Origin of the sequence: Microbacterium commune, assembly GCF_014836945.1 — a bacterium.
GTDB lineage: Bacteria > Actinomycetota > Actinomycetes > Actinomycetales > Microbacteriaceae > Microbacterium > Microbacterium commune.
Window position 1 is genome coordinate 1,120,377 of sequence record NZ_JACSPX010000001.1, and the last position, 19,123, is coordinate 1,139,499.

Here is a 19,123-nt window from a genome sequence, read left to right on the forward strand (position 1 = left end):
ATGACCGATACCACCGATGACCGCAAGAAGGTCGCCGAGCTGATCAAGGACTTCCGCTTCGCGATGTTCACGACCCGCAAGGCCGACGGCAAGCTCGTGTCTCGACCGTTCACCGTGCAGGAGGCGGAGTTCGACGGCGATCTGTGGTTCCTGATCTCGAAGAGCTCGTCACCCGCGGCAGAGCTCGCCGCCGATGCAGACGTGAACGTCTCGATGAGCTCGAACGACGCGTGGGTCTCGCTCTCCGGCACGGCATGGCTGGTCGACGACCGCTCGAAGATCGACGAGCTGTGGAACCCGATGGTCGAAGCCTGGTTCCCTGACGGATCCGACGACCCCGACGTGGGTCTTGTGCGCTTCACGGCGGAGTCGGCCGAGTACTGGGACACCCCGGGTGGGCGAATCGCGACGGTGTTCAGCTTCGTGAAGTCGAAGCTCACGGGAGAGCAGTACGACGGCGGCGAAAGCGGCAAAGTCGAGCTCTGACCTCGGTCCGACTTCGGCTCTTGCCGGTGTCGGTGGCCAGGACTAGTGTCTGATCACCGACACCGGCAAAGGAGCCGACCATGAGCGACAGCACTTCCTCTTCCTCCTCCGACCTGTTCGGATCGAGCAGCGGGCCCGAGGGCCGCTCGATCGGCGACTGGACCGACCTCGGCCGCGAGATGTGGTCGTTCCTGACGGGTCGCGGCGCCGTCGTCAACTACGCGTTCGACGACATGACCGTCGAGGTGCCGCGCGACATCGGCCCCGACGCCCCGCGCGCGACCTGGAAGATCAACGGCACGCTTCGGGTGACGACGAGCGACAACACCCTCACCTCCGACACCGGCACGTACACCGACCGGGATTCCGGCCCCTCCGCGGGCTGAAGCCTCCGTGGGGCACGGGCCATGATCACCGTCGACGCCGACCTCACGGTCGCCCTGCTCGGAACCGATGACGAACCGCCCTTCTCGGTGAAGGTCACCGCGCAGGGCAAGCGCGTGAACGTCTTCGTCAGTGACCCCGAGCGTCTTCCGAGCGTGCACCGCGCCCAGCTGCACGAGGTCGACGCCCTCGCCAAGCAGCTCGCCGCGCAGGGGCTCACCGTGCGCATCGAGGGCCCCCAGGGGCCACTGATCGAGGTGGGCGACGTGCGACGCAGCATGCTCGCGCGTCTCGTCACCGGCTCATCGCACATGCGACTCGGCTCGCTGAGCGCGCTGAACAGTGTGCGCCGCATCCAGTCCACCCGCGCGCTGCCGCCCATCCCGAACGTCGCTCAGGTGCTGCTGCCCCTGGCACCCACCTTCCAGCGCAACCGACCGCGACGCATCACCACCACTCACTACGCGTGGGGTGCCGGGCATCCCCGATTGATCTTCACTGTGGATGCCGAGCAGTGGGACGGCGTGGCACCCAAGGTCTTCGACCTCACCGGCGACCGGGTCACCATCGGCTCATCGCCGAGTTGCGACCTCGTGCTGCCCGGCCTCGAAACGGTGCACGCCGAGATCCGTCACGAGCAGGGCGACGAGTACGTGCTGTACGCCAAGGGTGCGGTCGGCGGCGGCGCGTATCGGGAGCGCATCGGCGATGAGGAGCAGGGACGCATCCTGCGCACCGGCGCGCTGATCACGATGGGCCGGTGGCGGCTGGCGTTCTTCCGCGAGGAGTACGCCGACCACGGTCGCCCCTACGGCGGACGCCAGGGCGGCGAGTACGCCTACCAGCGACCGCAACCACCGCGCGAGCAGCTGATGCGCGATCGCGGCTCGGCCGCGGGGCAGCCGGTGCGCACCGAGCCCGGCGCCGACCCGGAGCAGTCCGGCGGCGAGGGCGTCGTAGCCGTCGAGTGACCCACGGCGGAGGGCGACGGGACGCGCCGGTAGACTGGACGCGCCCCGCCTCCCTCTTCTTCTGGAGCCCGCGTGACCACTCCTGCCTCTCGTCAGCATGTTCCCGACTCGGTCGAGAACGCCATCGCGACTCCTGAGAAGGAGCAGCCCTACGCCGCGCTCGGGCTGAAGCCCGAGGAGTACGAGCAGATCAAGACCATCCTCGGTCGCCGCCCCACGTCGGGCGAGCTGGCGATGTACTCGGTGATGTGGTCGGAGCATTGCTCGTACAAGTCGTCGAAGAACTACCTGCGCCGCTTCGGGCAGAAGGTCTCTGACGAGATGAGGGAAAGGCTCATGGTCGGCATGGGCCAGAACGCCGGCGTCGTCGACGTGGGCGAGGGATGGGCCGTCACCTTCAAGGCCGAGTCGCACAACCACCCCTCGTTCATCGAGCCGTTCCAGGGCGCCGCTACCGGCGTCGGCGGCATCGTGCGCGACATCATCTCGATGGGCGCCCGCCCGGTCGCGGTGATGGATGCCCTGCGCTTCGGCGCCATCGACCACCCCGACACCCCGCGCGTCGTGCACGGCGTCACCAGCGGCATCAGCTTCTACGGCAACTGCCTCGGCCTGCCGAACATCGGCGGTGAGACCGTCTTCGACGCCGTTTACCAGGCCAACCCGCTCGTCAACGCCCTCGCGGTCGGCGTGCTGCGTCACGAAGACCTCAAGCTCGCCAACGCCACCGGCGTCGGCAACAAGGTCGTGCTGTTCGGTGCCCGCACCGGCGGGGACGGCATCGGTGGCGCGTCGATCCTGGCATCCGACTCGTTCGACGAGGCCGGCCCGACCAAGCGACCCGCCGTGCAGGTCGGCGACCCGTTCGCCGAGAAGGTGCTCATCGAGTGCTGCCTCGAGCTGTACCAGCTCGAGCTGGTCGAGGCGATTCAGGACCTGGGTGCCGCCGGCATCTCGTGCGCGACCAGCGAGCTGGCCGCCAACGGCAACAGCGGCATGCACGTCTCGCTCGACAACGTTCTGCTGCGCGACCCGTCGCTCACCGCCGAAGAGATCCTGATGAGCGAGTCGCAGGAGCGCATGATGGCCATCGTCGCGCCCGAGAAGCTCGACGCGTTCCTCGAGGTGGTCGGCAAGTGGGAGGTCGAGACCAGCGTGCTCGGCGAGGTCACCGGCGACGGCCGCCTGATCATCGACTGGCAGGGCGAGCGCATCGTCGACGTCGACCCATCGACCGTCGCCGTCGACGGCCCCGTCTACGACCGTCCGGTCGCGTACCCGACGTGGATCGACGCGCTGCAGGCGGATGCCGCAGAAGACCTGCCGCGATCGAACGAGCCCGAGGCGCTGCGCACGCAGTTCCTGCAGCTGCTCGGCTCGCCGAACCTCGCCGACACCAGCTGGATCACCAACCAGTACGACTACTACGTGGGCGGCAACACCGCGCTCGCCTTCCCCGACGACGCGGGCATGGTGCGCGTCGACGAGGAGTCGGGTCTCGGCTTCGCCGTCTCGACCGACGCCAACGGCCGCTACTGCCAGCTCGACCCGTACGCGGGCGCGCAGCTCGCCCTCGCCGAGGCGTACCGCAACGTCGCCGTCACCGGCGCCACCCCGACGGCGATCACCGACTGCCTCAACTTCGGCTCGCCCGAGAACCCCGAGGTGATGTGGCAGTTCGGGCAGACCGTCGACGGTCTGGCCGACGGATGCTACGAGCTGGGCACCCCGGTCACCGGCGGCAACGTGTCGTTCTACAACCAGACCGGAGACGTGCCCATCCACCCGACCCCGCTGGTCGGCGTGCTCGGCATCATCGATGACGTCTCGCGTCGCATCCCGTCGGGCTGGCAGGATGCCGGCGACAACATCTACCTGCTCGGTGTGACCTCCACCGAGCTGTCGGGCTCGGCCTGGGCCGACGTCGTGCACGACCACCTCGGCGGTCTGCCGCCGAAGGTCGATCTCGCCGGCGAGCGTCGCCTCGCAGGGCTCCTCGGAGCCGCTCGCGAGGAGTGGCTGATCTCGTCGGCGCACGACCTGTCGGAGGGCGGCCTCGGCCAGGCCCTCGCCGAGGGCGTCATGCGCTTCGGCGTCGGCGCACGCGTCTGGCTCACCGAGCTGATGGAGCGCGACGGGGTGGATGCTGCGACTGCGCTCTTCTCGGAGTCGGCCGGCCGCGTGATCGTGACCGTGCCTCGCGAAGAGGACGTGAAGTTCCGTGGACTTTGCGAGGGACGCGATTACCCGGTGCTGCGCATCGGCGTGACCGACACCGAGCCGGCCCTCGAGGTGCAGGACGTCTTCACCGTCTCGGTCGACGAGCTGCGCGAGACCTCGCGCGGCACGCTGCCCGCCGTGTTCGGCCCGACCGTCACCGAGCCGGTCGCATGAGTGAGCTCAGCGAGGACTACGGAGATCTCGGCGAACGCCGCAGCCACCGCATCCGGGTCGTCGCCTGGGTCACCATCGTCGCGCTCATCGTGGGCGGCGGCGGGGTGACCGTGCTCTCGCTGCTGTTCGGCTGACGCGGGCGGGGTTCTCCGGGTGGGCCGTGGCATCCATGAAGGTCTCGCCAAGCCGGTTTTGGCTATCCTTTCCCGCTGATGCGCGACGAAGGCGGCGCCCTCCATTTCGAGGACGCCGCGCATCTCGCCGAGCGACTGGCCAGATGCCCTGCGCCCGTGCATAGAAACCCGGGGGATCTCACTCCCCTGTCATGCGTCGCCCGCTACCGTTTGTGGCGACGTCCGATCCGCCTCGGTGCTCTTTGTGCGGCCGATCCCGAAGTACACCCCTCCCGCCAGCAGCACGCCGACCGGCCAGGTAAAGGCGGTTGTTGCAGCCAGTGGCGGAAGAAGCGTCATGCAGACTGTCACGACTCCGGCGACCAATAGCGCGACTACCGCCCGAGGGTTGTATCCCTTCGAGTACCAGTAAGCCCCGGTCGACGAATCGTCGAAGAGCGCCTGTGTGTTCAAGGACTTGCCGCGTAGCAGGTAGTAGTCGACCATGAGGATCCCGTATAGCGGGCCCATCAGGGCGCCGACACCACCGACCATCTGATTGACGATGACCGGGTTGGCGAACAAGTTCCATGGTGTGATCAGAATCGAGACAACGGCGATGACGACGCCGGCCGAGCGGAACGTGAACCGACGTGGCCAGACCTGAAGGATGTCGTACACCGGCGCCACGAAATTGTAGATGACGTTGATTCCCGCGGTGGCGATGGCTATCGCGACCAGCGCGATGAGAAGGGCCGCGACGTTGTCGAGGTCGTAGAGGAGCTCCAGCGGATCGCTCACAGCCGAGCCGTGCACCTTGACGGCAGCGAGAGCGATGACGATCGAGACAATCCCGAAAGCTGTCGCGTTGATGAGCAGGCCCAGCATGTTGCCACGGCGTACCATCGCAGCTGTCGGTGCGTTGCGCGAGAAGTCGGCAAAGTTGAGGGTGGGGCCGCCGAAATACGCCACGAGAATGAACGCCGCAGCCACCATCCCGACAAAGCCGCCACCGGTCTCGACTGTGCGGAAATTGAAGTCGATCGACCATTCCGCTCTTGCCAGCATCCAAACGGCGAGCGCGATCATCGCGATCCAGATCACCGGTCCCGCGAAGTCCGACAACTTGCGCACCGTCTCCATGCCGTTCGCAAGAGCGAGGGCTTGCGCGAGCGACAGTGCGAGGAAGCAGATCCATCCGAGGGCGGACAACCCGAGAAAGGACGTCTCTGTCAGCGAAAGGGTCGCCGGGAACACTTTGACCAACAAAATCATCACGGCCTGGGAGGCGAGGTATGTCTGTACTCCGTACCAGAACACGCCAACCACGCCGCGAAGGACGGCCGGGATGTTTGCGCCGCGTACGCCGAAGCTTGCGCGGGCGAACACCGGAAACGGGACTCGTTCACGTTGTCCTGCCACGCCACTGAGATTATTGGCGAAGTAGATGATGGTCACACCGATGACGAACGCGATCATCACCTGCCAGCCGACGAGACCTGTGGCGAAGAGGCCGATGGCCACAGAATACCCAGCGAGGCTGTGCCAGCCGGACATCCACCAGGCAAAGAGGTTCCAGGTCTTCCAGGTGCCGGAGGCCGACTCCGGTGCGAGGTCGACGTTGTAGAGCGTCGACGTCGAATCTGTAATGGTGCGGGACATCATTGTCTCCTTCAGTATCGGTAGGGATAGCGAACGGCTCGGGTGCCGTCAGATGTGTGGTCGGCTCAGAGGCCGTCGCGATGCAGGTACTCGCCGCGGCCGGCAGTCCCCACGAACCGCCCCTTGTCGGCGACCAGCCGCCCGCGCGCGAAGACCTTCGTGATCTTTCCGGGAAGCGACCAGCCTTCGTAGAGCGTGTAGTCCATGTTCTGGTACTGCGTGTCGGCCGTGATCAGGGTGGTACCGTCGGGGTCGAGCAGCACCACGTCCGCATCGGCACCGATGCCGAGGTGGCCCTTGCGCGGAAAGAGGCCGAACTGCTTCGCGGGAATCGTCGAGGTCAGTTCGACGAACCTCTCGATCGTGAGCTTGCCGGTGGCGACTCCCTTTCCGTACACGACCGACATGCGGTGCTCGACTCCCGGCCCGCCATTGGGGATCGCACGGAAATCATCGCCCGAGAGTCGCTTCTTGTCCTCGAAGCAGAACGGGCAGTGATCGGAGCTGACGACGCTGAGCACGCCGGAGTTCAGTCCACGCCACAGCGCCTCGCGATGTTCGAACGTGCGCAGCGGCGGTGTCAGCACTGCCTTGGCCGGTTGGAAACCCGGCTGATCGTAGATGTCGCGATCCAGCGTCAGGTAGTGCGTGCAGGTTTCCGCCGAGACCGGCCAGCCTGCCATGCGGGCCTCGCCCACCGCATCGACGGCGCCTTCCGTTGACAGATGTACGAAGTACAGTGGGGCATCAGCCATTCTCGAGATACGAATGGCGCGTTCGACCGCTTCGACTTCGGTCGCGGGCGGCCGGGCGATCTCGTGATACCCGGGACCGGTCTTGCCCTGCGCGACGAGGTCCGCGGCGATCCGATCGATGACGTCGCCGTTCTCCGCATGCACGCATACCTGGCTGCCGACCCGACTCGCACCGCGCAGCACATCGTAGAGCTGCCCGTCGTGCAGCATCAGAGTGCCACGGTAGGCCATGAACACTTTCAGACTGCTTACACCCTCGGCCCTGACCTCGGTGAGTTCGTCGATCGCGCCGTCGTACAGGTCGGTGATGCACATGTGCATCCCGTAGTCGATGGCTGCCTTTCCTTTCGCCTTCTCCCTGTGCAGCTGGAGCGAGTCAGTCAGAGTGCTCCCGGGGATCTGCATGGCGAAGTCGACGATGGTCGTGGTACCGCCCACTGCGGCAGCGACCGTGCCCGTGGCAAAGTCATCGGCCGTCGTAGTGCCCATGAGAGGCGCATCCAGGTGGGTGTGCACGTCGACCCCACCGGGCAGCACCATGAGACCGGTGCAGTCGATGACCTCAACATTCTCGGTCGACATCTGGCTGAAGTCACCGATAGCGACGATCTTCCCATCAGACATCAGCAGATCCGCTCGCGTGCGACCCCCGCCGTCGACTAGAGTCCCTGCTCGAAGGAGCGTGCGGTTCATCATGATCTCCTCAAGCCTCGCGGTCGAAGCCGGGGACGGGCACGGGTTCCCCCCGGCCGACCCGGTCGACGATGATCGAATAGTTCTCCGGTCGCCGGTGCGCCGCGAAATCGAAAACGCTCTCTCGGTACATCTCTGCCATTCCCAGGTCGATATGCGTTACGACGACCTCGTCCTCGTCGCCGATGGTCTTCGCGACGATCTCCCCTGACGGGGCAGCGATTGCGGACCCACCGATCATGTATACGCCGTCTTCCGTACCGCTCTTGCCCGCAGCTGCGACCCACACCGAGTTCTGGTACGCACCCGCCTGCAATGACAGCAGATGGGTCGACATCTTCGCGTGCGGCTCCTCCGACCAACCCGGCACATCCAGCGGCGTGTTATAGCCGAGCACCACCAGGTCGGCGCCCTGTAGGCTTAGTGCGCGGTAAACCTCGGGCCAGCGTCTGTCGTTGCAGAGTGCCATCCCGATCTTGATGCCCTGAGATTCGAAGACGCCGAAGCCCAGGTCCCCGACCTCGAAGTACCGCTTCTCCAGGTGCTGATGCGTCAAGTTCGACCGGTTATCAGCGTGACCCGGCAGATGAATCTTCCGGTACTTACCGGTAATGCGGCCCTGACCATCCACAAGGATCGACGTGTTGAAGCGTCGCCCTTCCGGCGTGAGTTCGGCGTAGCCGAGGTAAAACCCGACGCCCAGCTCACGAGCCGCAGCAAACAGCGGAGCCGTTTCGCCACTGGGCATTTCACGTTCGAAGTAATGGTCGGACGCTTGCAGAGACTCGGTCCAGTATCGCGGGAAGAAGGTCGTGAGCGTCAGCTCGGGGAACACCACCAACTCGGCACCACGCTGGTGGGCCACACGCATCATCGAGATCAGTCTTGCGACAACCTCGACGCGCGTCTCCTCGGGTTGGATTCCACCGACCTGTGCCACTGCCAGGCCGAACGTCCGCTTCGACATCCGCGTCTCCTCATGTTCACTCGCTGCTCTGCGATACCGATCACCTTAGGAGAGCCGAGCCGGTGGATTCCTGTTACATTCAACAAACCGCCACAGCTAACTTGTCGCATGCAACAAGGAGAGGGTCATGTCGGATCTTCGTCTCGACCTTCGCGTATCGCTCGGGCGCATCAGTGACGCTCTGCATCGCTATGTCGACGTCATGGTCGGGGCGCGCGATGACACCGTGCCCGCCGACGTGGGTACCGTACGCATCGAATCCCGCAGTCTCTCCGATCGCGCGGCGCTCGACGGTGTGGTCGCGACAGCACGCGCGCACGGGTGTGACCTCCTGATCCTCACGCACACCGCGACGGCGATCGTCTGGCCGCCCGCCTGTGACATCTCCGTGCTCGTGCTGCGGCCGGGGACCGACCCGGAATGGGTGCGCGCTCGTCTCGCGCAGATCGGAGAAGACGCGGGAGAGCGCCGCTCCGCAGACGAGATGGGCCGGATGAGCATCGTTGCGATCGCGGACAGAGCTGCAGCAGACGTCGGCGGGCACATCATCGTCGAAGATGACACCTTTCAGTTGCTCGCGTACTCCCGAATGACCCCCGGCGTCGATCCGGCTCGCCGCGAGGCGGTTCTTCAGCGGCAACTCCCCGGCCCGTACCAGCAGATCTTTAACGGCCAGGGTGTGCTTGCACGACTGATCGCTGGCACTCCGATAATTCAGACGGAGAGCGTCGATGCTGCTGGCCTCGGGCAGCGATTGATCGCTGGAATTCGGCATCACGGCCGTCTACTTGGCAGCATCTGGCTCGCACGTGACGCCCCGGTCTTCTGCGAACGAGATGCCGAGGTGCTGCGCGCTGCAGCCGCAGAGATGAGCCCTCTGTTGGGCGCGCTAATGCGTAGGCGTGACGACGAAAGAGTGCGTCGCGACGAAGCCGTCGCAGACCTACTGTCCGGCAAAGAGCCTGCGGACCCCCGTACCGCGCTCGGCTACGGCGCTCCGGACTTTACGCGCCCGGGTCACGCGATCGCGCTGAAAGAGGTCAACCTACCGCGAAGCCGGCAGGCAATGGATGCCGATGCCATCCGTGTCCTCGCGGATGTCACAGCGAGGTCCCGTCGCGCAGCCACGCTCTCGACCACTGCAGACGGGGTCGCTTTCATGCTGCATCTGGGTTGCGACTCCCCCGCCGCGGAATGCTCGTCCGCGGGCTCGGCAACGCTCGCCAAGTCGCTCTCTGAGAGCTTCTCCGGCATGGGCGCGACCATTGCCGTCGCGGTCGGGAGGCACTGGTCGGACACTTCCGGGATCGAGCAGTCGGCGAACGACGCCGACAGAATGGTGAGAAAAATGGCTCGAGACGGTCGTACGGGCCTTGCGACGCTCGCGGATCTTTGGGCACCGTTGACGCTCGCAGAAGCGCTGCCCGAACAGGTTCCGCGAGCGGCTCTGCCAGAGACAGTCCGGCAGCTCTTCGCGAAGACGTCACGCGCTCGGGAGCAGCGGCGAGTGCTCGCCGTCCTGCTCGACGACTGGGGCAATCCCAGCGCGGCAGCGGCACGCCTCGGCATTCACACGAATACGGTGCGCTATCGACTCCGGCGGTTCGAGGAGCAGCTGAAGGTGGACCTCAACGAACCGGACGCGCGATTGGTGCTCTGGATGCTGCTGCGCACCGAGCTTCACTTGTGACGCGATTTCGGCCGACCACGAGAGCAAGCAGTGTTCGCCCGCGCAGAGTGGGCGTGGGCTGCTCACGCCGGTGGACGGCGCCTGCGTAGACGTGGATGCCTCCGGGAGGTGGGCCTGGGGCATCCCTGGGTCGCGCGACGCCGACCTATCAACTTCCTCCTGCAACCTCGACACCTCAGAGAGCATCGGGTGCACGCCGACCGAAGGAGTAGGCATGAGCGACAGCACACCCGACCGCGATCCCAACGACCAGGAGTTGCTCTCAAACGGCATGGACGACAGCACCGGCGGCCCCGGACACGCCGCCCGCGCAGGTCGACGACAAGGCCGTGCGGGAGCACCGCGCCGAGGGCACCGACGAGCGGAACGCCGGGGATTAGCATACGGGGGCTGTGTGACGACGCCCGCACTGGAGCGCATTCGCGAGTCCCATTTGGCGGCCTCGAGTACTCCGAGACGACCGGATGGAACCAGTCAATTCTGCGCCAGCATACTTCCCGATACTGGCGCCCTGCGCGGCATCCGCAAGGATGACCGACCGGCGCCTCACGCGGTGTCGGACTGCCCGCGGTCGTTCGACTCCGACTTGCGACCGCCGGCCTCGAGGACGTCGCCGGCCGGGAGTTCCTTGTGCCCGCCGAACTGCAGCCGCATCGCCGAGAGCACCTGGTTCGCGAAGTGGTCTTCACCGCGTGAGGCGAAGCGCTCGAACAGAGCAGACGAGAGCACGGGCACGGGCACGCCGACGTCCACGGCGGCCTTGACCGTCCAGCGTCCCTCGCCCGAGTCTGAGACGCGGCCGGCGAGGTCGTGCAGGGTGGGGTTCTCGTTCAGTGCGGTCGCGGTGAGGTCGAGCAGCCACGACGAGATCACTGACCCGCGGCGCCACAGCTCGGTGACCTTCGCGGTATCGATGGGGAACTGGTAGAACTCGGGCTCTTCGAGTGGCGCGACCTCGGCGGAGTGCTCGGCCTCGCGCACTCCCGCGTCGGCGTTCTCGAGCAGGTTCAGACCCTCGGCGATCGCGGCCATGATGCCGTACTCGATGCCGTTGTGCACCATCTTCACGAAGTGCCCCGCTCCGGCCGGACCGCAGTGCAGGTAGCCCTGCTCCTCGGGTGCGAGCTCGCCGGTGCGACCGGGGGTGCGTTCGATCTCGCCGACGCCGGGAGCGATGGTCTTCAGCAGCGGCTCGATGTGCTGCACCGCGGCATCCGATCCGCCGACCATGAGGCAGTAGCCGCGCTCGAGACCGAACACGCCGCCGCTCGTGCCGGCGTCGACGTACTCGATGCCGCGCTTGCGCATGGCGGCCGCGCGACGTACGTCGTCGCGGTAGTTCGAGTTGCCGCCGTCGATGACGATGTCGCCCTCATCGAGCAGGTCGGCGACCTGCTCGAGAATTGAGCCGGTGAGCCCGGCCGGGACCATCAACCAGATCACGCGGGGGGTCTGCAGCTTCGAGACGAAGTCCTGCAGGTCGGTGGCTCCGGCCGCGCCGTCGGCGACGATGGCGTCGACTGCGTCGCTGTTGACGTCGAACCCGACGCATTCGTGTCCGTCCCGCATCAGCCGGCGCACGATGTTCGCGCCCATGCGTCCGAGTCCGATCATTCCCAGCTGCATCATGTCTCCCGTCGATTGGCATTCCCATGGTCACGCACATGCGTGTCCGCGGGCAAGGCCCCTGCGGCGAGCGCGCGCATGTGGCATTGTTCGCCTTCGAGGTGCGGGCGCATGCGGGGTCGGCGGGCCGACCGCACGCCGCTGCACCGGCGGCAACGTCGCTGGCAGTCGGGCTAGGGTGGCGAGATGGCCGGGATCAGTCGGGAGTCGCTCGCCGCCCAGCGGCAGGATGCGGCGGCGCGCGCCGAGCATGCGGCATCCGCCCTGGCCGAACTCGTGCACGACCGACAGGGATCGAACGACGACGACGAACACGACCCCGAGGGCGTGACACTGTCGTCGGAATGGTCGCGGCTGTCGGCGCTGGCCGACGCGGCGGCCGACGAGGTGCGGCAGTACGACGACGCGCTGGAGCGATGGGATACCGGTGACTACGGCATCTGCACGAACTGCGGCCGGCCCATCCCCGAGGGTCGGCTCGAGGTGCGCCCCTTCGCGCGACTGTGCGTGCCGTGCGCCGAAAAGCTCGGGTGACACGGCGGCCGCGCGTGACCGTGCCGCCTGACGGCCCGCGAGCCGGGACGGGCCGGGGGCTGGACGAACCGGAAGTCGGGACGAACCGGGAGTCGGGACGAAACGGGGGCCGGGACGAAACGGGGGCCGACACTCCAGATGTCGGACGGATCCCGCGAGAACGTCCGACATCTGGCGTGTCGGCCCCCAGAACGGAACGTCGACGCAACGCAACGCGTCGACGCCGCGTCAGGCGAGGGTGAGGAACAGCTTCTCGAGCTCCGCCATACTGGGGGCGCCGTCGTCGGCATCCTCGCCGTCGATCACGCAGTGCTTCAGCGCTGTGCTGATCACCGCGAAGCCGGCGCGGTCGATGGCCTTGCCGACGGCCGCGAGCTGGATCACGACGTCACGGCAGTCGGCATCCGCCTCCATCGCGTCGATCACCGCGGTCAGCTGCCCGCGGGCGCGCTTGAGCCGGTTCACGACCTTGCGAATCTCGTCATCGGGTGCGGCGCTCATACGGACTCCTTTTCGAGAGAGCGGTCGGCGGCGAGCATCCGGGTGCCCGCCTGCCACGTGAGATATCCGCCGGCGAGGTTGCGCGCCTGGCGTCCGTGCTGGCGCAGCAGCCGCACGGCGGTGTGCCCGCGCTGACCCACCTGGCAGTGCACGATCAGCTCGCCCTCGGGCAGCTCGTCGAGCCGTTCGCGCAGCTCGTCGACCGACACGTTCACGCTGCCGGGGATCGCTCCGGCCTCGTGCTCGCCTGCGCTGCGCACATCGAGCACGGTCGCACCGTCATCCACGGCGGCCTCGAGCTCGTGCCACTGGATGGCGTGGGTCAGCCCCGTCGCGGCGTTGTCGGCGATGTAGCCGAGCATGTTCACCGGGTCTTTCGCCGAGGCGAACTGCGGTGCGTAGGCGAGCTCGAGCCGGCTCAGCTGGGATGCGGTGAGCCCGGCCTGCATGGCCGTCGCGATCACGTCGATGCGCTTGTCGGCGCCGCGGCGGCCGATCACCTGGGCGCCGAGGATCAGATCGGTCATCGGCTCGACGAGCAGCTTCATGGTCAGCCGCTCGGCGCCGGGGTAGTAGCCGGCGTGGTCGGAGGGATGCGCGTGGATCACGCGGTGGGCGCGACCGGCATCCCGCAGCCTCTTCTCGCTCCACCCCGTCATCGCGACGGTGAGATCGAAGACCCCGACGATGGCCGTGCCGAGCGCGGGCAGCGCGTCGGCCGGATCCGCATCGAGCAGCCCGGCAGCGGCCGCGATGGCGTCGGCGGCGGTGCGGCCGTGCCGGTTCGCGAGGCCGGCCATGGTGACGAGCGTCGGCTCGGCAGACACGGCATCCACCTTCTCGACGCCGTCTCCGACGGCGAAGATGCGCGGGTCGCTGGTGCGCTGCACCCCGTCGACGGCGATGCCGCCGGTCGGTCCGGTGGCAAGCCCGGCGGCGACGGCGAGGGATGCCGCAGGGCGCACACCCCTGGCGTCGATGACGATGTCGGCGGCGACGGCGGTGCCGTCGTCGAGGTGGACGCCCTCGGCATCCAGCGACTCGACCGATGCGCGCAGTCGCAGGTCGACGCCGTGCGCCTGCAGCTCGTCGACGACCAGCGCGGCCATCTCGACGTCGAGGGGGCTGAGCGGGTGCGGGCCGTGCTGCACCAGCGTGACGGCCAGGCCGCGGCGCACGAGGTTTTCGACCGCCTCGATGCCGATGAATCCCCCACCGACGACGACGGCGCGGCCGGGCTCGGAGAGGCCGGCCAGGGCATCGGTGATGCGGTCGACGTCGTCGATCGTGCGCAGGGTCGACACGACGGGGGCGCCCGGCATCTGCTCGAAGACGTCGCGTGAGGCGGCGCCCGTCGCGAGCACGACGTGATCGTAGGGCTCGTCGACGACCGTGCCGGTGCGCACATCCCGGATGGTGACGGTGTGGGCATCCCGATCGATCGCCACGGCCTCGGAACCGGTGCGCACATCGAGGGCGAACCGCGCCCGCAGAGACTCTGGTGTCTGCAGCAGCAGCGACTCGCGCTCGGTGATCACGCCGCCGACGTAGTACGGCAGCCCGCAGTTGGCGAAGCTGACGTAGTCGCCCTGTTCGACCACGATGATCTCGGCGTGCTCGTCGAGCCGCCGCAGGCGAGTGGCCGCCGACATGCCGCCGGCGACGCCGCCGATGATGATCACGCGCACAGTCAGCTCCGCCCGAACAGCTTCGCGAAGAAGCCCGTGCGGGGCTCGTTCTCGTGTCCGCGGCAGCGGTCACTCGACGGCACGCCGGCCATCACCATGTCGACGTGCTGGCCGCAACCGGCCCACGTCGTCTTGCCACAGGTTCGGCAGGTCACTGCTCGGCACATCTTCGCTCTCCTCGGTTTGGGTACGGATCGATCGTACCCGATACCCCCGGGGGTATAACTGGATGCCGGCTGAGAGCCCTCTCGCGCACGCGGTGCGCGGAAGTAGGCTGGGCCCATCATGGATGAGTTCTTCCGGGGCATGTGGGACTTCGCCGGCAACTACTGGTGGCTGGTGTTTCCGCTGATGGGCGTCGCCGGCGGCATCGGCAAGTCGTGGGAGCGCGCATCGAAGCGCCGTCACGAGCGGCGACTCGAGACGCTGCGTCTGAAGGGCGAGCTCAAGGCCGCCCAGCTCGCCGCCCGCGGGGGCACGCAGCAGCAGACGAGGAAGCTCGCGCGCGACGCGGCCGACGAGGAGCGCGCCTCGACCGCGCAGCTGCTCGAGCGCCTCTTCGCCGAGCACGACGAGATCACCGCGCGCTGGCTCGACTACGAGCTCGATGTCGCCAAGCTCATCGCCTTCCCGGCGATGAGCGACGGGCGACAGCCGCTGACCGCCGCATTCCTGCGGGCGAAGAAGATCGCCGACACTCTGCGCCCCGCGTCTGCGGATGCGAAGCTCAGCGAGGCCGAGATCGCGGAGTACGTCGACGCGGTGGGCGACTACGCGGTCGCCTTCGACATCGCCGAGCGCGATGCCCGCCGACTGCGCGATGCGAACTTCAGCGAGAACGAGCGCAAGCGCCTCGATCGCGCGCAGCACATGCTCACCGTCGCCCTCGACGACGCAGCCACGCAGGCCGAGCGCAACCTCGCCTACAAGCGCGTGCGCGAAGAGCTCGACGGACTCATCCTGCTCTCCGACGAGGCCGTCGACGTGCTCGAGCAGAAGGTGGCCGGTCAGATCGGCCCGGCACGGGCATCCGGTTCTTCCCTCGCTCCCGAACCGGAACCCGAGCGCATGCCGCTGCGGAGGGACGAGCCGTGAGAGTCGACAACGTCACCGGGCCGATCGCCTGGCATGCCGAGGGACCGGTCTGGGCAGCCGCGTGGGGCGGGTTGCGATGGGTCGACGGCGCCGCCGGCGACCTGCTCACGCTGCGCGATGACGGCGTGACACGGCAGCATGTCGACGACGAGTATCTGGCCTTCGTACGTCCGCGCCGGTCGGGCGGCTTCGTCGCCGTCGGAGCGCGCACCCTGTATCTGGCCGACGAGGCCGACGGCGAGACCCGAGCGGTCGCGCGGCTCGGTGACGATCCCGGCGTGCGGATGAACGACGGCTGCTGCGACCCCGACGGCCGGCTGCTCGCCGGCTCGATGGCCTACGACGCGGGGGCGGGACGCGGGTCACTGCGGCGGATCGACGCGGATCTGTCGATCAGCGACGTGCTGCCGGAGGTGACGATCTCGAACGGCATCGCCTTCACGTCGGAGGGCTCGCACGCGTACTACGCCGACACGGCGACCGGCCGCGTCGACGTGTTCGACGTCTCGGACGGCGACCTCGTGAACCGACGGCCGTTCGTGTCGATACCGTCCGACGCCGGCGCACCCGACGGGCTCTGCGTCGCCGCCGACGGCAGCGTGTGGGTGGCGCTGTGGGGCGGCTCGGCCGTGCACGGCTACGACAGCTCGGGAGGGCTCATCGAGAGCATCCGGCTGCCGGTGCCGCAGGTGAGCGCGTGCACGTTCGGCGGGCACGGACTGAACACCCTGTTCATCACGACGTCGGCGCAGGGACTCGACCCCGACCACGGCACCGAGGCCGGGTCGCTGTTCGCCGTCGACCTCGGCATCCGGGGCCAGCCCACGCTTCCTTTCGCGGGCTGAGCCGATCGCGCGGCCCCTCCCGGGCGTAGAGTCGGGCCATGAAGAGCACGCTTCGGGTGGGGATCGTCGGGGCGGGCGGCATCGCCCCGGTGCACATCGAGGGCTGGATGGCGCTGGGCGCCGATGTCGCGATCCTGCGCAGGACGGATGCCGGTGCGCTGGCTGATCGCTACGGCATCCGGATCATCGGCGGGCTCGACGAGCTGATCGATGCGGTGGACGTGGTCGACATCATCAGCCCCACTTCCACGCATCTCGAGATCGCCCGTGCCGCCTTCGCGCGCGGCAGGCACGTCGTGTGCGAGAAGCCCCTCGCGGCGAGCGCCGCCGACGCGCGGGCGCTCATCGACGCAGCCGATGACGCCGGCGTGCGGCTGTTTCCCGCGCACGTCGTGCGGTACTTCGAGGGGTATCGCGACCTGCACGAGCGCATCGGATCGGTCGGCACCCTCGCCGAGCTGACCTTCCGGCGCACGGTCGGTGCGCCGGATTCGGCCTGGTTCTATGCCGAGGATGCCGGTGGCGGCGTGATCCGCGATCTGATGATCCACGACATCGACCAAGCGCTGTGGCTGGCCGGATCGGTCGTCGAGGTGACGGCGACCCAGGATCCACCGGCGGTCGCCGATCGTGTCTCGCCGCCGGTCTCGGCGCATGTCACCCTCACCCACGCGAACGGCGCGATCAGCCACCTACGGGCCGACTGGCTCGAGCCGGGCACGCCGTTCCGGTCGATGGTCGAGGTGGCCGGCTCGGACCGCATCCTGCGCTTCGACACCGACCTCGACCCGGCCGGTGCCGACCCGTACCGCGCGCAGCTGGCCGACTTCGCCGAGGCGATCCGCACCGGCAGCGAGGCGCGGGTCACCGCCGCCGACGGGCTGGCAGCGGTCGCCGTGGTGGATGCCGCGTATGCATCCCTCGCCGGGAAGCGCCCGATCACGTTCTGACCCGCCCGCGTCGCCGCCGGTCCTGGGGGCGACGCGTGTCCGGGGCGGTGCCGCGCGTGTCCGGGGCGGTGCCGAGCGTGTCCGTTGCGAAGCCGCGAGTGTCCGTTGCGAATCGGGGGCCGACACGCCAGATGTCGGACGGATGCCGTGAAAGCGTCCGACATGTGGAGTGTCGGCCCCCGGTGTGTGGCTCCGTTCAGCGGGGTGTGGCTCCGCTCCCCCGTGTGTGTGACAGCACCCGGGGGAACGGCCCGGTGTGTGGCCGGCGCGGGCGCCTCAGTCGCCGAGGCCCAGCGGACGCACGAGCACGTGCCGCCGGTCGCGCACCCACACGTCGCCTGACCCGCGGTGCTCGGCGCGGGTCGCGAAGCGGTAGCGGTACGACACGACGCGCACCCACGTGGGGCGCTCACCGTCGAAGGGGTCGCGGTGCAGCATCCGCAGCGTCGGGCGGTCGGCCTCGAGAAGACGGACGAGGAACATCATGAACCAATCCTCGAGCGAGCGGCCGAGCGGGAGGAACCACATCAGCCAGTCCAGGCGCAGGTGGTACGGCGCGAACTGCCGCGGGATACGGCGCAGGGCGCCGGGCTTGCCCTTGAACTCGTACTCGCGCCATTCGGCGGCATCCGGATCGGCATCCGTCGTCCCCTCCACGATGTACTCGATCCGCTGCTTCGTGACGGTGCCGAACGCACCGTAGGCGTTGCCGAGCTGCCACCGGCTGAAGCTCGCGTTCATCAGCTGGCGGCAGGCGAAAAGGTTGCGCAGTGCGGGCCAGCTGAGCGCGATCACCAGCATCCCGACCGCCGAGGTCAGGATGACCCAGTACAGCGGGATGCCGTTCGGGGCGCGCAGCGGCTCCGGATTCGGCACGTCGACGGACGACCAGAACGTCGGGAACGCCGAGAAGGCGAGGACGATCGTCGCCGCGTTCAGCCAGGCGAAGTTGCCGGTGAGCACCAGCCAGAGCTGGGTGAGGATGACGATCGTCGCGGCGATCGCGCCGATCAGCAGCAGGATCGCGTCGACCGTGGTCGGTGTGAACAGCGTCGCGAGCGGCGCGAACAGGAAGAACGGCACCACCAGCTGAGCGAAGTGATTGCCGAGCACCTCACCCCTGTGGAACCACTTCGGCAGCAGATGCGCCTGCCGACTCAAGGGCCCCGGCATCGGCTGCGTCTCGTGGTGGTACATCAGCAGCAGCATCTCCCACCCGAACGAGTAGAACGTCTGCCCGATGCTCGTGATCGACATGTACCCGCCCCACAGCAGCAGGAAGCAGATCATCGGCACCCACGGTGGCGCCAGCTGAGGGATGCCGATCACCACGGTGCCTGCGACGATCATCCCCGCCCAGCACAGGGCTGCGAGTCGGCGGTCGGTGTAGCGGATGCGCGTGAAGAGGGTCGGGCGCAGCATCCGGCGTCTCGCGGAAGACGATGTCGCCCACGCGAGCAGCTCGGGAGCGGGCAGCAGTCCGCGCTCGCCCAGCAGCGGGCGGAACTGGTTCAGCGTCGAGAGGAACGCGACCAGGTAGAGCGCCGCGATGCCCCTCTGCAGAACCTCGCGGGCGAAGCCGAAGTCGACGGCGGCGAACCCGTCCATGCCGACACGCTACGACTGTGGGCTCACCGGTCGGAGGGTCTTGACAGCGTTCGAATCGCTCACCTTGCCGTCTCACTGCGCGCAGAGGCGCCAGATGAGCGATTCGAACCCGGCCGCCGGGACGATACAAATCGGGGGCCGACATGCCCCCCGTGGGGCGG

At 67.9% G+C, this 19,123-nt stretch carries 17 protein-coding genes; 10 read left to right on the forward strand and 7 right to left on the reverse strand.

Going from position 1 to position 19,123, the window contains the following annotated elements:
* From H9633_RS05150 to H9633_RS05170, 5 genes are all read left to right on the forward strand, one after another.
* Complete coding sequence (locus H9633_RS05150) at positions 1-486, forward strand: pyridoxamine 5'-phosphate oxidase family protein (RefSeq protein ID WP_191712339.1); 486 nt, start codon at positions 1-3, stop codon at positions 484-486.
* An 80-nt stretch (positions 487-566) separates the two neighbouring features.
* Entirely contained in the window at positions 567-872 is a 306-nt protein-coding gene (locus H9633_RS05155) for a hypothetical protein (protein WP_071640814.1), read from the forward strand.
* Between the two features lie 21 nt (positions 873-893).
* Positions 894-1,841 carry an FHA domain-containing protein gene (locus H9633_RS05160; RefSeq protein WP_071640818.1) on the forward strand — a complete coding sequence of 316 codons (948 nt, stop codon included), beginning with the start codon at positions 894-896 and terminating at the stop codon, positions 1,839-1,841.
* 72 nt (positions 1,842-1,913) lie between these two features.
* Positions 1,914-4,235, forward strand: coding sequence for a phosphoribosylformylglycinamidine synthase subunit PurL (purL, locus tag H9633_RS05165; RefSeq protein ID WP_191712340.1), 2,322 nt, complete (start codon positions 1,914-1,916; stop codon positions 4,233-4,235).
* Positions 4,232-4,369, forward strand: a complete 138-nt coding sequence (locus tag H9633_RS05170) for a hypothetical protein (protein ID WP_191712341.1) — start codon at positions 4,232-4,234, stop codon at positions 4,367-4,369. The genes purL and H9633_RS05170 overlap by 4 nt, the downstream gene beginning before the upstream one ends.
* Before the next feature lie 189 nt (positions 4,370-4,558).
* Here the strand turns inward: H9633_RS05170 and H9633_RS05175 are convergent, their stop codons facing one another.
* The 3 genes from H9633_RS05175 to H9633_RS05185 all read right to left on the reverse strand — a co-directional run bounded on the left by H9633_RS05175 (position 4,559) and on the right by H9633_RS05185 (position 8,425).
* Complete coding sequence (locus H9633_RS05175; protein WP_218161786.1) at positions 4,559-6,010, reverse strand: NCS1 family nucleobase:cation symporter-1; 1,452 nt, start codon at positions 6,008-6,010, stop codon at positions 4,559-4,561.
* A 65-nt stretch (positions 6,011-6,075) separates the two neighbouring features.
* On the reverse strand, positions 6,076-7,461 hold the full coding sequence (gene hydA / locus H9633_RS05180; RefSeq protein WP_071640835.1) for a dihydropyrimidinase: 1,386 nt from the start codon (positions 7,459-7,461) through the stop codon (positions 6,076-6,078).
* Positions 7,462-7,468: 7 nt separating this feature from the next.
* Entirely contained in the window at positions 7,469-8,425 is a 957-nt protein-coding gene (locus tag H9633_RS05185) for an N-carbamoyl-D-amino-acid hydrolase (protein WP_071640837.1), read from the reverse strand.
* A gap of 127 nt (positions 8,426-8,552) precedes the next feature.
* Between H9633_RS05185 and H9633_RS05190 the strand changes: the two genes are divergently transcribed.
* Complete coding sequence (locus H9633_RS05190) at positions 8,553-10,115, forward strand: PucR family transcriptional regulator (RefSeq protein ID WP_191712342.1); 1,563 nt, start codon at positions 8,553-8,555, stop codon at positions 10,113-10,115.
* A gap of 546 nt (positions 10,116-10,661) precedes the next feature.
* Here the strand turns inward: H9633_RS05190 and gnd are convergent.
* Complete coding sequence (gene gnd / locus H9633_RS05195) at positions 10,662-11,744, reverse strand: phosphogluconate dehydrogenase (NAD(+)-dependent, decarboxylating) (RefSeq protein ID WP_225211049.1); 1,083 nt, start codon at positions 11,742-11,744, stop codon at positions 10,662-10,664.
* Positions 11,745-11,927: 183 nt separating this feature from the next.
* Here gnd and H9633_RS05200 point away from each other — a divergent pair, with 183 nt between their 5' ends.
* Complete coding sequence (locus H9633_RS05200; RefSeq protein ID WP_191712343.1) at positions 11,928-12,275, forward strand: TraR/DksA family transcriptional regulator; 348 nt, start codon at positions 11,928-11,930, stop codon at positions 12,273-12,275.
* Between the two features lie 228 nt (positions 12,276-12,503).
* Here the strand turns inward: H9633_RS05200 and H9633_RS05205 are convergent, their stop codons facing one another.
* Both H9633_RS05205 and H9633_RS05210 read right to left on the reverse strand, forming a co-directional pair.
* Positions 12,504-12,776 (reverse strand): metal-sensitive transcriptional regulator, encoded by a 273-nt coding sequence (locus H9633_RS05205; RefSeq protein WP_191712344.1) that lies wholly within the window; start codon positions 12,774-12,776, stop codon positions 12,504-12,506.
* Entirely contained in the window at positions 12,773-14,464 is a 1,692-nt protein-coding gene (locus H9633_RS05210) for an FAD-dependent oxidoreductase (protein WP_191712345.1), read from the reverse strand. The genes H9633_RS05205 and H9633_RS05210 overlap by 4 nt, the downstream gene beginning before the upstream one ends.
* A 285-nt stretch (positions 14,465-14,749) precedes the next feature.
* On the opposite strand from H9633_RS05210, the gene H9633_RS05215 reads away from it, so the two are divergent.
* From H9633_RS05215 to H9633_RS05225, 3 genes are read left to right on the forward strand one after another with little or no spacing between them, the layout of a single operon-like run.
* A complete protein-coding gene (locus tag H9633_RS05215; protein ID WP_191712346.1) occupies positions 14,750-15,559 on the forward strand; it encodes a hypothetical protein in 810 nt (269 codons plus the stop codon).
* A complete protein-coding gene (locus tag H9633_RS05220) occupies positions 15,556-16,404 on the forward strand; it encodes an SMP-30/gluconolactonase/LRE family protein (RefSeq protein ID WP_191712347.1) in 849 nt (282 codons plus the stop codon). The genes H9633_RS05215 and H9633_RS05220 overlap by 4 nt, the downstream gene beginning before the upstream one ends.
* Positions 16,405-16,442: 38 nt before the next feature.
* Positions 16,443-17,354, forward strand: a complete 912-nt coding sequence (locus H9633_RS05225) for a Gfo/Idh/MocA family protein (protein WP_191712348.1) — start codon at positions 16,443-16,445, stop codon at positions 17,352-17,354.
* Positions 17,355-17,630: 276 nt separating this feature from the next.
* Here H9633_RS05225 and H9633_RS05230 read toward each other — a convergent pair whose 3' ends face one another.
* Positions 17,631-18,962, reverse strand: coding sequence for a lipase maturation factor family protein (locus H9633_RS05230; protein WP_191712349.1), 1,332 nt, complete (start codon positions 18,960-18,962; stop codon positions 17,631-17,633).
* Between the last annotated feature and the right edge of the window lie 161 nt (positions 18,963-19,123).